Here is a 14,880-nt window from a genome sequence, read left to right as displayed (position 1 = left end):
TACGGTAGCCGGAGAAAACCTTTGTCGCGCCTCGCTTCTTAGCGAATGCGAGCGCCAGCGAAGCGTGAGCTTAGCAGCGTGAGGCACGACTAAGAGCGAGAGCGGGTTTTCGAGGCTACCGTACCCTGCTCGCGTTATATTGCGGTTGTTATTTCAGGAGCTTACTCCTCATCCATTTCGTAGTTGCCGTACACTTCCTGCACATCATCATTTTCATCCAGTGCATCCAGCATCTTCTGCATCTTGACAGCGGCATCCCCCTCAACCTTTACGGTATTGTCCGGCACCATAGTTACCTCGGCAGACACAGTCTCGATGCCCTTCTCCCCGAGAGCCGCCTCGATGTCATCAAATGCCTCCGGCTCGGCAGTAATCTCAAACACATCATCCTCGCTCTTCAGGTCATCGGCACCAGCCTCAAGCACCAGCTCCATGAGGGCGTCCTCATCATCAAAGCTCTCCTTCTCCACCACGAAGACGGCCTTCTTCTTGAACATCCAGCTTACACAGCCGGTTTCGCCCAGATTGCCGCCATGCTTGGAGAAGATATGGCGGATATCAGCCGCCGTACGGTTGCGGTTATCGGTGAGGATATCCAGCATGATAGCTGTGCCGCCCGGCCCATAGCCCTCATAGGTCAGCTCCTCATAGTTGCTTCCATCGGAAGCCCCCAGCCCCTTCTGGATAGCGCGGTTGATGTTGTCCTTCGGGATATTGTTGGACTTTGCCTTGCTGAGAGCCAGCTTCAGGCGCATGTTGCCGGTAGGGTCAGCACCGCCCATGCGCACGGCAATGGTAATCTCGCGGCCGATTTTGGTAGTAATCTTGCCGCGGATAGCGTCGTTTGCACCCTTCTTACGTTTGATATTTGCCCACTTAGAATGTCCTGACATTAATATTCATGCTCCTTTTTTCTTGTACTTGTATATAAAATCAAATTAATATTATATGTAATTATTTCACCAGCCGATAGAACTTCTTCTTGCCCTTCTTGACAATAGCCTCCCCATCGTGGAAGTCGCCATCCGCCAGCACATAATCCGCATCAGCCACCTTGGCGTCATTCAGGGAGAGGCCGTTCTGCTGAATCAGGCGGCGTCCCTCGCCCTTGGAGGCAAACACCTTGCCGGCCACCAGAACGTCCAGCAGCTTCCTGCCTGCACCCTCACCAGCCAGCTCAATAGTCGGCATATTCTCATTGGAACCGGAGCCGCCAAACACTGCCTCGGCCGCCGCCTTTGCCTTGTCAGCTTCCTCCGCGCCATGCACCAGCTTCGTCACCTCATAGGCCAGCACAGCCTTTGCCTCATTGATGGCCGCATCCTGCAGGCCGCCCAGGCGGCGCACTTCCTCCATCGGCAGGAAGGTCAGGAGCGCCAGGCACTTCTCCACATCCGCATCATCCACGTTGCGCCAATACTGATAAAAATCGTAGACAGGGGTCTTTGCCTTGTCCAGCCACAATGCGCCGCCGGCCGTCTTGCCCATCTTCTTGCCATCGCTCTTGGTCAGGAGGGTAAAGGTCAGGCCGTACACCGCATCCCCTGTCTTGCGGCGGGTCAGCTCCACGCCGCCGATGATGTTGGACCACTGGTCGTCGCCGCCCATTTCCAGCTTCAGGTTGTAGCGGCGGTGCAGTTCCAGAAAATCGTAGGACTGCATAATCATGTAGTTGAACTCAAGGAAGGTCAGCCCCTTCTCCATGCGGTTCTTGTAGCACTCGGCCGCCAGCATGCGGTTGACCGTGAAATGAGGGCCGATATCCCTGAGCAGCTCAATATAGTTCAGTTTTCTCAGCCAGTCGCCGTTGTTGACAATCAGGGCCTTGTCGTCGCTGAAATCAATAAACCGCGCCATCTGCTCCTTGAAGCGGCTGCAGTTGTACTCAATATCCTCGTCCGTCAGCATTTTGCGCATGTCGGTACGTCCGGAAGGATCGCCCACCGTGCCGGTGCCGCCGCCTACCAGGCAGATAGGGCGATGGCCGGCCTTCTGCATGTGCGCCATCACCATCAGCCCCAGAAAATGCCCCACATGCAGGCTGTCAGCCGTGGGGTCAAAGCCCACATAGAAGGTGACTTTTTCATTGGCCAGCATGTTCCTGACCTCTTCCTCATTGGTGCACTGGGCGATGTAGCCCCGCTCCTTCAAAACATCAAAAATACTATTAGTCACTTTACTATATCTCTCCCATCATATTAGTTGGACTTTTTGCCGCCGCCCCCCGGCACCGGTGAAGGCGCTGTCGGAGCAGGTGCCGCATCCTGGGCCGGTGCGGCAGGGGCCTTTCCGCCGTCAGCCGTTCCCTTGTCCTGCGGCTTGGCGTCCTTGGCCTGTTTCTTGTCCTTGTCATCCTTTTCCTTGTCGTCCTTCTTGTCCTTATCCTCAATCTTGACAGGCTTTTCCACCTCTGTCAGATAAGCGCCGTTAAAGTTTTTGTTCGGCATGGTCTGAACCACCTTGGACATAAAGGCCTTCCAGATGGTGGCCGGCGTCGTGCCGCCCGTCATGCTGCCCATGCGGGCATTGTCATCACAGCCTACCCAGACGCCCGCTACCAGATCAGGCACATAGCCCACAAACCAGGCATCCTGATAGTTATCCGTGGTACCGGTCTTGCCGGCCGCCGGACGGCCGATATTCGCTCCCGTGCCGGTGCCGCGGGCAATAACACCCATCAGCATGCTGGTCAGGTTGCTGGCCGTGGATTTTTTCAGCACCTGCTCCGACCTCGGATGCGCCTCCTCCAGCACCTCGCCCTTCTGGTTCAGCACCTTGACGATAGCCACCGGCTCCACATGCACACCGTCATTGGCAAAGGTGCCGTAGGCGCTGGTCATTTCCAGCGGCGTTACGCCCTTGGTCATGCCGCCGATGGAAACAGCATAGTTCATATCATTGGCACGTCCTTCCTTGACAAAGGTGGAAATGCCCATTTTTTCCGCCAGATAGATAATCTTTTCCATGCCCACTTCCTGCGCAATCCTGACGGTCGGCACGTTCAGCGACTGCTCCGCCACATAGCGCATGGTAACAGTGCCGTTGAAATTGCGGCTGTAGTTCTGCGGCTGCCAGCCGCCGATATTGATAGGCTTGTCCTCCACCGTGGAGGATGGCGTCAGGCCGTTTTCCAGCGCCGCCGCAAAGACAAACGGCTTGAAGGAAGAGCCCGGCTGGCGTTCAGCCATGGTTGCACGGTTGAACTGGTCCGTGCCGCGGCCGCCCACCATGGCCTTGATGTAGCCGGTGGATGGCTCGATAGCCACCAGCGCCGCCTGCGGCTGCTGGTTGCCACTGCCGTCGGTGGAGTGAACCGGCAGATTCTGCATGGCCGCCTCCGCCGCCTTCTGCATGTCCACATCCAGCGTGGTATAGATTTTCAGGCCCTCCTGATATACGGCATCCGCACCGTACTTCTCAATCATCTGCTGGGTCACGTAGTCAATGAAATAGGACGCCAGCCCGCCGCCGGCCTCCTGCTTCTGCGGCTTCACCAGATTCATGTTCTCCGCCTTGGTCTTGGCCGCCGTAGAGGCGCTGATATAGCCGTACTTGGCCATCTGGTCAAGCACCACGGCCTTTCTTTCCTGGGCCGCCTGCAGATTGTTCAGCGGGGAAAAGTAATTCGGGCTCTTTGGGATGCCCGCCAGCATGGCGCACTCGTTCAAATCCAGATCCTTGACATCCTTGCCAAAATAGGTCTTGGCCGCCGCCTGCACGCCGTAGGCTCCCTGCCCGAAGTAAATCTGGTTCAGGTACAGCTCAAGAATCTCATCCTTGGTGTATTTCCTTTCCAGCTGCAGTGCCAGAAAAACCTCCTGCACCTTGCGCTTGTAGGTTCTGTCCTGGGTCAGATAGGCGTTCTTGGCCAGCTGCTGGGTGATGGTGGAACCGCCCTCTGCCACGCCCTTGTTGGTAATATTGGCAAACACGGCGCGCATGATGCCCTTGGGGTCCACGCCGGAATGCTCATAAAAACGCACATCCTCCACAGCGATAAAAGCATCCTTCAGATGCTCCGGCACCTGGCTGATTTTGACCGGCACCCGGTTCTGCTCTGCATGGACATTGGCCAGCTCATTGCCATTAATATCATAAATTTGGGAGGAAGCCGCCGGCCTTACATCCTCCAGATCCTGCTTGGTATTTAAGGTAGCTGTTAAAAAACCACAGCCCACGCCGACAATCATCACCGTAATCACCACGGCAACGATGAGGAGAATACGGCTGCCACTAACCCGCTGGGGCGGCTTATGGGTCTGCCGTGATTTCTGGGCTGCTCCTGTACGCTTTTCCATATATGCCTCCTTAGTCACACACAAATACAGAATATATTCTATCACAAATTACATGATTTGTGTATAAAAAAAGAAAAGCCGCCGGCAAATCTGACGATATGCACGGCGTCCTTTCTTCATTTAATATATGTGATATATACCTGACAGACAGCCTGACGCATAATCCGGCCGCGTCAGATAACAACTACCTGCTCAATAGGCGTCACGCTGAACATCAGCTCATGCTCCGCCACCGCTACCTGCTCCGAGCGCACGTAGAAGAGCTGGCCTGAGCATGGCGCCCTCAGCTCTTCCAGGCATTCCGCCGTGAACGGGTCAAAAATCTGCCCCACGGCAGTTCCCTTGTCCACGTAGTCCCCCACCTTGAGATTGAAATGCACGAAGCCTCCCGCGCCGGAGAATTTTTTCTGCAGGCCCGCCCCGTCAATTTTGACGGTTTCCCGGCCGGCCGGCAGCTTCAGCTCCGCTTTCAGCATGCCCTTGTGGCGCATGTAGCGGAGGATGGCCGCCACCACCCTGCGGGCCGCCTTGGGGTCAATCCTGTCCGTGGACTTGGCGTAGATGGAAAAGGCATTGGTGCCAAAGACCTGCCAATTGTAGTTCAGGGTGGTGGTATCAATTGGCGCCGGTTCCCGCGTCATGAGATATTGCAGGCCGAAGGCCATGCCGTCGTCAGACTTGTGGTAGCCCGTGTTCATGTAGCGCACATGGGGCACAAACTCTCCCGGCAGGTAGAAGCTGGCCAGCTGTATGCCGTTCTCGTAGCTCCTGACCTCTTCAAAGATGCTGTTTGCCAGCCGCTGGGTGGTTTCACCCTGATCGTAGCCTGGGAACATGCGGTTGATATCCGTGTTGTCCATCGGCCAGAACCGCTTGCCCACGTTCATGGAAAACTGGCTGGCGCTGGGAATGACCACCACGCCTGCGTCACCGGCAAAATCCCCGGCTTCTTCCAGCCTTTTCAGCGCCTGAATCAAAAGGCCGCACACGAAAATCTGCTGATACTCATCGCCCCTGGTGGAGCCCACGATGGCAAGGGACTTTGCCTGACCGCCAAAATAATAGCCATCTACAGGAATCTTCTGTCTGTAGGGCAGGGCGGAAAATGTGAATATTGTCTTTTTCTCCATGCCTTACACCTCCAAAACTCTGGCAATCAGGGAACCTGCCAATGTGACAGGATACTCCCGCAGGGTGAACAGCAGGCCCTGATTCGGACTGCGCAGCTCCTCCCTGACCTCGCCGGTCAGGGTATCCGCAATCACGCCTACCAGCTGGCCCTTTTTCAGATACTGGCCGTGCTTTGCCTCCGGCATGAAAATGCCGGACTGGTTGGCGTTGATATAGCCCACGTTGCCGTCATGGCTGATGATAGGCTGATGAATCGTCCCCTTGTAGTCAGGCAGCATGCCCATCTTGGTCATGGTGGCCAGAATGCCCCGCGTCAGGCGGTCGCCGTATTCTTCGGTCAGGCGCATGCCGACACCCATCTCCACCACGAGGCACGGCGTGCCGATGCTGTTCAGGCTCCAGGCCAGCGTGCTTTCCAGCACCGTGGCCGCGCTGTGCACCCAGATTAAATCCATGTTCATGTGGCTGGCCATCGGCACCAGCTTGTCCGCCGTCAGCTCGTTGATGCGTATCTGGGGAATCTCCCGCAGAAAAATATTGCTGGCGTGGATATCCACCGCCAGATCCGCCCCCTGAATATCATCCACAATCTTCTTGGCTACATATTCGTACATGGAGCCGTTCTCACTGCCCGGAAAAATCCTGTTCATATCCAGATCAAAGCCCGGCAGTCCACGGTATATGGTGCTGATGCCCATAGGATTCAGGGACGGATATATCTCCACACTGCCGGAAAGCTCCGCCTTTTTTTCCGCCAGAATACGGCCCAGCTGCCATGCCACGTACTGCCCCTCCAGCTCGTCGCCGTGGGTGCCGGTAATCACGCAGATGCGCTTGCCCGGGCCTCTTTCACCCTTGATTACGTTTTTCTGAATCGCCAGCTCCTCGCTCACCGGCAGTTTCAGCCTTACCACATCTTCAACCATTCAACATCACAATCCTCAATCTGTATTTTGTGTATTTTTTGCAGGTACATTACACAGGCATATAATATATAATATACAATATACTCGATAATATCAAAACCTTTTTTATTTTCCTGCCTGATGCACTACAAAATATCCACCTTCATATAGGTGGTCTGAAGCTGATCCGCCTGTCCCCGGAATACGCCCCGCTCTATAGGACAGTCGTTGAAATCACGCCCTACATTCAGCTTGATGTAGCCCTCGTCCGCCAGACAGCCGCGGGTCGGGTCAAGCCCGTACCACAGGCCGTTGTGCCAGATTTCCACCCAGGCATGGGTGGCACCCTCCCCGAAGGGCAGGCCGCTGACGTAGCGGGCGGGAATGCCGCACAGCCTGGCTATGGCCAGAAAGACATGCACATAGTCCTGACATACGCCGCGCTTCTGGCTGAAAGCCTCCGCCGCGGTGGTGTATACGCTGGTGCTTCCCGGCTCATAGGAAAAGGTGCTGTAGATGATTTCGCTCAGCCGTGAGGCGGCCGCATAGTTGTCACCCCGGCACGCTTTCAGCTCCTGCCGCCACAGCTCATCTGCGTACAGCCGGATTTCATCTGACGGGCTGGTCAGCTTTGTAGGGTACCGCATGTACGGCGCGGCCGCTTCCTGCCGCTTTTCTGCATCATCGCGCATAATCTCGCCGTTGACGCGGTAATAAAAGAATTTGTGGGGAGCCAGCAGGCTGCCGGCGAAAACCTGATTGCCGAAGCTGTCCGTGCTGAACACGCCGGTGCATGACTGCGGCATCACCTTCATGTCCAGATCAATCACCTGCTGTTCCGGCAGAACCTGCGGCACACAGCGCAGTACAAAATGATGCTCGCCTATCATGCTGGAAAAATCCAGCTTTGTGAGAAATAAAAATTTCAGCTTCTGCATGACATCGCCTCCGGCTCCCCCGCTCCTGCTCGTTGTTGCTCGTTGTTACCCGTTATTGCTTACTGTAAAGACCTGCGCCCCGTCTTATACCAGGAACAGGCCCTCCACCGCGTTGAGAAAATCCTCCCTGGATATCTCATCCTCCGGATTCCTGCCGTCCAGAATGCGCTCCATGCGGATGACGCTCTGCAACGGCAGTGCCGCCGTCTGCAGGTTGCTCCACGTCAGGCGCTTCTGCAGCTTCTGCAGTTCTTCCAGCAGGAATTCCTCCCTCAGTCCCGTGCGCAGGGTGTAGCTGAGGCGCTCGATGCTGGCGCCGCATTTGATGGTGTTGCGCACCGCATCCTCGGCAATAAAATCGTCATAGCTGCCCCGAAAGGCCATGATATTGTCCAGCACCTGCAACAGCTTCAGGCCGATAACCTCATCCTCTGCCCCTTCATCAAGGGTGTACACCGCCATCTGCAGGTAGGCGAGGGTGCTGGAACCGATGGTTTCCCTGAGCACCATGCCGTTGCCCAGCATCTGCTCCGCCGCGCTCCTGATGGAGTCAGGGTCGTTTACATCAAAGATATAGTGCTGGAAAAAATCCTCCACGCTTTCGTATTTGTTGAAAATGCCAATCTGCCTGCAATACTCGGCATAGTCAAAGGTATTCGTATCAATCATGGCATCATAGGCGCCCATCATGTGGCGGATGGAAAGGGATACCCGCTCATAATAACGCCCCAGCCAGAATAATCTGTTCGTCTTGCTTAATGAGATAAAATCCATGTGTCCTTGAATCCTCCTCCCTGTGATGAGTTGACTACGAAGCTGTCAGGCCGCCTGGAAAAGCGCGTCAGGCCGCTGGGCCAGACACGGGTGGTTTCCCCTGCCAGCACGAAGGCACGCAAATCCGCCTTGCGCTCGACAGTGGTTCCGCCATCCACGATTTCCAGATCCTGAAAGTCTATTACCTCCTGGGAAATGAACCGGCGCGGCTCCCTCTTGACGGTTTCCTTCAAATCCTGCAGCTGTTCACGGGTCAGATCCCGGCCAAAAATAACGCCGTAGCCGCCGGCCTCGGCCACATCCTTGATAACCAGCCGCTCCATGTGGTCAAGGGTATATTTCATATCCTCTTCATAGAAAGGCAGGAAGGTCGGCGCATTTTTCAGAACCGGCTCCTCATCCAGATAATACTTAATCATCTTCGGCACAAAGTAATAAATGCCCTTGTCATCGGCCACGCCGTTACCAGGCGCATTCATCAGGCCCACGTTGCCTGCCTTGTAAACCTCCATGATGTTCGGCACGCCTATCAGGGAGGTAGGCTCAAAGCACAGCGGGTCAAGATACTCGTCACTGATGCGGCGGTAAATGGCCCCTACCTGTATGGTGCCGTGATTGCCCCGATAATACAGCTTGTCATTGCTGACAAACAAATCATCAGGCTCCGCCAGCACCGCCCCGGTCTGCTCTGCCAGAAAGGAATGCTCAAAGTAGGCGGCGTTGTAGCGCCCCGGCGTGAAAATGACATTGATGCCGCCGGTGTTCACATAGTCCATGGTTTCGCGCAGCAGCCGTCCGTAGTCACGATTGTCCACCACGCGATTCTGGCGGAAGGTTTCCGGACTGCAGCGGCGGCAGAGATTTCTGGCAATCAGGGGATAGGAAGCGCCGGACGGGATGCGCAGATTGTCCTCGAGTATGTACCACACTCCGTCCTTGCCCAATACCAGGTCTATGCCGGAAATGTGGCTGTACACTCCCTTGGAAGGCATGACGCCCTCGCACTGGGCCAGATAGCCCGGTGAACGGTAGACAAATTCCTCCGGCACAACGCCGTCCTTGATAATCTTCTTTTCAGAATAGATATCCTTCAGAAAAAGATTCAGCGCCGTCACCCGCTGTACCAGCCCTTTTTCCAGCCTGTCATAATCGTCGGCAGGAATCACCCGCGGAATAGGGTCAAAGGGAAAAAGCCTTTCCTTGAATGTACCGTTTTTGTAAATGCCGAACTTGACACCATAACGCGCCATCAGGCGGTTAATTTCTTCTTTGTGCGCCAGCAACTCTTCCATACACATCATCCCCTCTGAAAAATGCAAAACAAAAAGGCAGGACAAGGAAGTTCATTTACAGACTTCATTGTCCTGCCTAAATTCTTTAAATATTTATAGGACTATAATACAACTATAGCTTTCATTTGTCAACACATATCCGCAGTCATTGGACATGTATACATAATTCACATGGCAACTATAACAAAAATGTTGCGGCGCAACAGGATATTCCAAAAATAGAAAAGCACCTATGAAAACCGTTGAATCAGTTCTCATAGGTGCTTTGGCACAAGCATAAGCCAATTGTGCCTTGATATTTATTTTGCCAGCCTTTCCAGTGCCCAGTGGGCAATATCATGGCGGAAATGAGCATCCTTGAAGGAAATCTTCGCTACGCCGGCATAGGCCTTGTCAACGGCCTCCTTGATGCCATCGGCCTTGGAGACCACGCCCAGTACACGGCCGCCGTTAGTGAAAATCCTGCCGTCCCTGGCAGAAGTGCCCGCGTGGAACACCATACTGCCGTCAGCCGCCACATCGGCAAGGCCGCTAATCTCGTCGCCCTTGTTGTAGGATTTCGGATAGCCGCCGGCCGCCATGACGATGCACACAGCCGCGCCCTTGCTCCACTGCACTTCGGTCTCGGCCAGCTTGCCATCGATGCAGGCCAGCATTACCTCAACCAGATCGCTCTCCAGAAGCGGCAGTACCACCTGTGTCTCCGGGTCGCCGAAGCGGGCGTTGAACTCAACCACCTTCGGCCCCTGCTCCGTCACCATCAGGCCTGCATACAGACATCCCTTGTACAGACGTCCCTCTGCTTCCATGGCCTTGATGGTCGGCTCCAGAATCTCCTTCTGCACCTGTGCCAGAAGCTCCGGCGTGCCCACAGGGGCCGGTGCATAGGCACCCATGCCGCCGGTGTTCGGCCCCTTGTCATTGTCGAAGACGCGCTTGTGGTCCTGGGACGGAACCATCGGCAGGATGGTTCTGCCATCGGTGAAGCACAGCACGGAAACCTCTTCACCGGCCATGAATTCCTCAACAACCACGCGGCTTCCCGCACTGCCAAAGGCCTTGTCGCCCATGATTTCATCAATGGCAACCAGGGCCTCATCCAAAGTCATGGCCACAATAACGCCCTTGCCTGCCGCCAGTCCGTCAGCCTTGATGACGATAGGCGCACCCTCTGCCCTGATGTAGTCCTTGGCCGCCTCGGCCTCGGTGAACACCTCGTATTTGGCGGTCGGGATGTTGTACTTCTTCATGAGATTCTTGGAGAAGGACTTGGAGCCTTCAATCTCGGCCGCCGCCTGCACCGGGCCAAAGGCCTTGATGCCTGCGGCGTTAAAGGCGTCCACGGCGCCGTTGGTCAGCGGCACTTCCGGGCCGACCACCGCCAGCTCCACATGCTTTTCCTGCGCCAGCTTCACCAGAGCCGCGTTGTCGGTGATAGACACGCCCTCGATGCACTCCGCCAGCTCCGCCATGCCCGGATTGCCCGGCACGGCATAAATCCTGTCAGCCTTTTTGCTCTGTGCCAGCTTCCATACCAGTGTATGCTCACGGGCACCACTGCCTACTACTAAAATATTCATTACTTGTTCACCTGCTCCATCAGATAATTCTGAATACAGTTATCGTACTCTGCCGTGTGCTGGAAAGCCTCCTGGGCCAGCTGCATGCGGAGCATGCCGCCCACACAGCCGTCCTTTGCCACGCATGCCGCTACCTCGTCATAGCGCGCCGGATTGGTGACAACGGTAACAAACTTGAAGTTCTTGGCCGCCGCACGGATCATGGCAGGGCCGCCGATGTCGATGTTCTCAATGGCTTCGGCAAGGGTAACATCAGGCTTGGAAATGGTTTCCTTGAATGGATAGAGATTTACTACTACCATATCAATGCCGGTAATCTTATGCTCCTGCATGGCCTTTACATGGGCAGGGTTGTCACGCACAGCCAGAATGCCGCCGTGAATATAAGGATTCAGGGTCTTTACGCGGCCGTCCATAATCTCAGGGAAGCCGGTAACATCACTGACATAGGTAACAGGAATGCCTGCTTCCTTCAAAGCCTTCATGGTGCCGCCGGTGGAAACGATTTCCACGCCTGCTGCATGCAGCTTCTGTGCCAGCTCTACCACACCTGTCTTGTCGGATACACTGATTAATGCACGCTTGATTTTCATAGTAGTTATCTCCTTTTGCATATTATATGTAAAATTATTCTTTTATACGGACATGGCGATCATCCAGAAGCTCCAGCCTGCCATCCACAAAAAGCTCGATGGCCCTCGGATAGAGAATATGCTCCTTCTCCAGCACGCGGGCGGCCAGCGTTTCCTCCGTATCCCCGTCCAGCACAGGCACGGTGTCCTGCAAAATAATCGGGCCATGATCCATGCCCTCATCCACAAAGTGAATGGTACAGCCGGATACCTTGGTGCCATAGGCCAGCACATCCCGATGGGCGTGGGCGCCGCCAAAGGACGGCAGCAGGGACGGATGGATGTTCAAAATCTGATGCCTGTAGGCATCCACAAAATACGGGCTGAGAATGCGCATAAAGCCTGCCAGCACCACCAACGTAACATTGGCGGCCCTCAGCTCCGCCACCAGCTTTTCCTCGAATTCCTGCTGGCTGGCGCACGCCTTGCGGTTTACGCAGACGCTTTTTATCCCTGCCTCCCCTGCCACCTGCAGGGCGCGGGCCTCCGGCTTGTCCGTGAGGACGATGCCGATTTCCGCCTTAATCTGGCCGGACTCAATGGCCGCCATGATGGACTGCATGTTGGAGCCGCGCCCGGAACAGAGAATACCTAAAATATGCTTACTCATCAAATACGCCGCCCTTAACAATTACTTCATGACTGCCCTGAGTTACCTTGCCGATTTCATAAACGGCCTCGCCGCGGGACTGCAGATCAGCCTTAATCTTCTCCGCCTCATCAGCAGAAGCGATAATAATCATGCCGATGCCCATGTTGAAGGTGCGGTACATCTCATGCCAGTCCACGTTGCCCCATTCCTTCAGGAGCTTGAAGATAGGCGGTACAGGCCATGCCGTTGCATCGATGTCGGCACCCATGTCATCAGGCAGGGCCCGCGGAATATTCTCATAGTAGCCGCCGCCGGTCACATGCACCATGCCGTGAATGTCGAACTTCTCAATCAGCGGCAGGCAGGACTTCGGATAAAGGCGGGTAGGTGTCAGAAGCTCCTCGCCGATGGTCTTGCCCAGCTCGTCGATGTACTCGTCGCCCTTGAAGCCCTTGACATCAAAGACAATCTTGCGCACGAGGGAATAGCCGTTGGAATGAACGCCGGAGGATGGCAGGCCCAGGATTACATCCCCTGCCTTGACCTTCTCGCTGGTGATAATCTTGGACTTCTCCACAGCACCTACGGCAAAACCGGCGATATCGTACTCGCCCTCGGCGTAGAAACCGGCCATTTCGGCAGTCTCGCCGCCAATCAGCGCACAGCCGGACTCCTTGCAGGCATTGGCCACGCCCCTGACAACGTCTGCCACCTGCTCCGGCTCCAGCTTGCCCACGGCCAGATAGTCCAAAAAGAACAGCGGCTCCGCGCCCTGCACCAGAATATCATTGACGCACATGGCCACGGCATCCTGTCCGATGGTATCGTGCTTGTTCAACATAAAGGCAAAGCGCAGCTTGGTGCCGACGCCGTCCGTACCGGATACCAGCACAGGCTCCTTGTACTTGGTGCTCATGGCAAACAGGCCGCCGAAGCCGCCCAGGTCACCCAGCACCTCCGGACGATAGGTAGCCTTTACGCTGTCCTTAATCAGCTTTACGGACAGATTGCCGGCGTCGATGTCCACACCTGCATCTCTATAAGTCAGTTTCTTTTCCATACAATCCTCCATACAATTTATCATACACGGCACGGCATTTCCCCGCGGAAATACCCAATCGCATCAGGCGCACACTTATTTTTTGCGCTGTTCAAAAACGTACTTGTCATGCTCCGCCGGGGATGCGGACTTCTGCTCGATAGGATAACCGCCATCAAAGCAGGCATAGCACATGTGGTCAGGCCCCAGCTTCCTCATGCAGTGCTTCAGGCCGTCCAGGGACAGGAAATGCAGGGAATCAGCCCCGATATAGTCACGAATTTCCTCCACGCTCTTGGTAGCGGCAATCAGCTCCTTGCGGACGGAGGTATCAATGCCGTAGTAGCAAGGATAAACAATCGGCGGCGAGCTGATGCACATGTGGATTTCCCTGGCACCGGCATTTCTCAGCATGCGGACAATCTTGCCGCTGGTGGTGCCCCGGACGATGGAGTCATCAATCATCACCACGGACTTGCCACTGACGGCAGAGGAAATAGCGTTCAGCTTCAGCTTTACTGCCGTGTCGCGCTTCTTCTGGGTAGGCTGGATAAAGGTACGGCCGATGTAGCGGTTCTTTACCAGTCCCTCCACATAAGGAATGCCGGATTCGTAGGCATAGCCGGAAGCGGCAGTGTTGCCGGAGTCCGGCACGGAGATAACAATGTCTGCCTTGTAGTTGGTTTCCCTTGCCAGCACCCTGCCCATCTCAAAGCGTGCCTCGTGTACGCTGAGGCCGTCCAGCACGGAGTCAGGACGGGCAAAATAAATGTACTCAAACACGCACATGTTCAGCTTCGGCTCGGCGAATTTATAGCTCTTGACGCCATCATCGTCAATAACCACCATTTCGCCCGGCTCAATGTCGCGGACGAAATCCGCCCCCACCACATCCAGGCCACAGCTCTCGGAGGACAAAATCCAGGTATCCTCGCCGATTTTGCCCAGGCACAGCGGACGGAAGCCCTGCGGGTCACGGGCGCCAATCAGCTTGTTCGCGGTCATGATAGTCAGGCAGTAAGCACCTTCAATCTTGTTGAGGCTCTCGATGATTTTCTCTTCGACGGTCGCCTTGCGTGAGCGGGCAATCAGGTTGACAAAAACCTCGGAATCAATGGTAGTCTGAAAAATAGTACCTGTTTCCTCCAGCTCGCGGCGGATTTCCGTTGCATTAGTCAGGTTGCCGTTGTGGGCAAGGCTGATTTTGCCGCCGGAATAGTTCACCATCAATGGCTGGGTGTTGGCCAGCATGCTGGAGCCCGTGGTGGAATAGCGCACATGGCCGATGGCGATATACTGGTTGTCCATGTGAGGAATCTGGTGGCGGAAAACCTCGTTTACCAGACCCATGTCACGGGTCACGTCCATCCATGCACCATCAGTAATGGCAATACCGGCACTCTCCTGACCACGATGCTGCAGGGCATACAATCCCAGATAGGTCATACCGGAAACATCAGCATCAGCGGAACGGGAATACACGCCATAAACGCCGCATTCCTCTTTCCACTTGTTTCCTTCAACTTCTACACTGTACATTATTGTTCTTTTTCTCCTAACCTTATTATGAACCGCCTGCCAATGAAAAGCAGGCTGTTAATATAGCTTATTAACTTATTTGCGCGATTCAGCTTGTCTAGTCTGTCAGCTTGTATAGTTTATTGTTTTATATAGTCTATTATTTTACATGGCTTACGGT

The 14,880-nt window shown here is 55.1% G+C and carries 13 protein-coding genes; all 13 read right to left on the bottom strand.

Annotated features, from left to right (window positions below):
* Window positions 1-161: 161 nt before the first annotated feature.
* The gene (locus ACI3UA_RS09105) at window positions 162-893 is read right to left on the bottom strand and encodes a YebC/PmpR family DNA-binding transcriptional regulator (RefSeq protein ID WP_439724501.1); all 732 of its coding nucleotides are present in this window, start codon (window positions 891-893) and stop codon (window positions 162-164) included.
* 61 nt (window positions 894-954) lie between these two features.
* A complete protein-coding gene (gene tyrS, locus ACI3UA_RS09100; RefSeq protein ID WP_439724500.1) occupies window positions 955-2,175 on the bottom strand; it encodes a tyrosine--tRNA ligase in 1,221 nt (406 codons plus the stop codon).
* Between the two features lie 23 nt (window positions 2,176-2,198).
* Complete coding sequence (locus tag ACI3UA_RS09095) at window positions 2,199-4,298, bottom strand: transglycosylase domain-containing protein (protein WP_439724499.1); 2,100 nt, start codon at window positions 4,296-4,298, stop codon at window positions 2,199-2,201.
* 173 nt (window positions 4,299-4,471) lie between these two features.
* On the bottom strand, window positions 4,472-5,428 hold the full coding sequence (locus ACI3UA_RS09090; RefSeq protein ID WP_439724498.1) for a M14 family metallopeptidase: 957 nt from the start codon (window positions 5,426-5,428) through the stop codon (window positions 4,472-4,474).
* Window positions 5,429-5,431: 3 nt separating this feature from the next.
* On the bottom strand, window positions 5,432-6,355 hold the full coding sequence (locus ACI3UA_RS09085) for a M14 family metallopeptidase (RefSeq protein WP_439724497.1): 924 nt from the start codon (window positions 6,353-6,355) through the stop codon (window positions 5,432-5,434).
* Window positions 6,356-6,480: 125 nt separating this feature from the next.
* On the bottom strand, window positions 6,481-7,272 hold the full coding sequence (locus ACI3UA_RS09080) for a transglutaminase family protein (protein ID WP_439724496.1): 792 nt from the start codon (window positions 7,270-7,272) through the stop codon (window positions 6,481-6,483).
* An 84-nt stretch (window positions 7,273-7,356) separates the two neighbouring features.
* Window positions 7,357-8,046, bottom strand: coding sequence for an alpha-E domain-containing protein (locus ACI3UA_RS09075; RefSeq protein WP_439724495.1), 690 nt, complete (start codon window positions 8,044-8,046; stop codon window positions 7,357-7,359).
* A complete protein-coding gene (locus tag ACI3UA_RS09070; protein ID WP_439724494.1) occupies window positions 8,028-9,338 on the bottom strand; it encodes a circularly permuted type 2 ATP-grasp protein in 1,311 nt (436 codons plus the stop codon). Before ACI3UA_RS09070 ends, ACI3UA_RS09075 begins: the two co-directional genes overlap by 19 nt.
* Before the next feature lie 299 nt (window positions 9,339-9,637).
* Window positions 9,638-10,918 (bottom strand): phosphoribosylamine--glycine ligase, encoded by a 1,281-nt coding sequence (purD, locus tag ACI3UA_RS09065; protein WP_439724493.1) that lies wholly within the window; start codon window positions 10,916-10,918, stop codon window positions 9,638-9,640.
* A complete protein-coding gene (locus tag ACI3UA_RS09060; protein ID WP_154407703.1) occupies window positions 10,918-11,511 on the bottom strand; it encodes an IMP cyclohydrolase in 594 nt (197 codons plus the stop codon). Before ACI3UA_RS09060 ends, purD begins: the two co-directional genes overlap by 1 nt.
* Window positions 11,512-11,545: 34 nt before the next feature.
* On the bottom strand, window positions 11,546-12,160 hold the full coding sequence (gene purN, locus ACI3UA_RS09055; RefSeq protein WP_439724492.1) for a phosphoribosylglycinamide formyltransferase: 615 nt from the start codon (window positions 12,158-12,160) through the stop codon (window positions 11,546-11,548).
* Window positions 12,153-13,202 (bottom strand): phosphoribosylformylglycinamidine cyclo-ligase, encoded by a 1,050-nt coding sequence (gene purM / locus ACI3UA_RS09050; protein WP_439724491.1) that lies wholly within the window; start codon window positions 13,200-13,202, stop codon window positions 12,153-12,155. Before purM ends, purN begins: the two co-directional genes overlap by 8 nt.
* A gap of 75 nt (window positions 13,203-13,277) precedes the next feature.
* Window positions 13,278-14,720: an amidophosphoribosyltransferase gene (purF, locus tag ACI3UA_RS09045; protein WP_439724490.1), complete on the bottom strand. Its 1,443-nt coding sequence runs from the start codon at window positions 14,718-14,720 to the stop codon at window positions 13,278-13,280.
* Window positions 14,721-14,880 lie beyond the last annotated feature (160 nt).

It is taken from the genome of Anaerovibrio sp. (assembly GCF_051866355.1).
Taxonomy (GTDB): Bacteria; Bacillota; Negativicutes; order Selenomonadales; family Selenomonadaceae; genus Anaerovibrio.
This window is presented reverse-complemented; position numbering and strand designations above follow the sequence as displayed.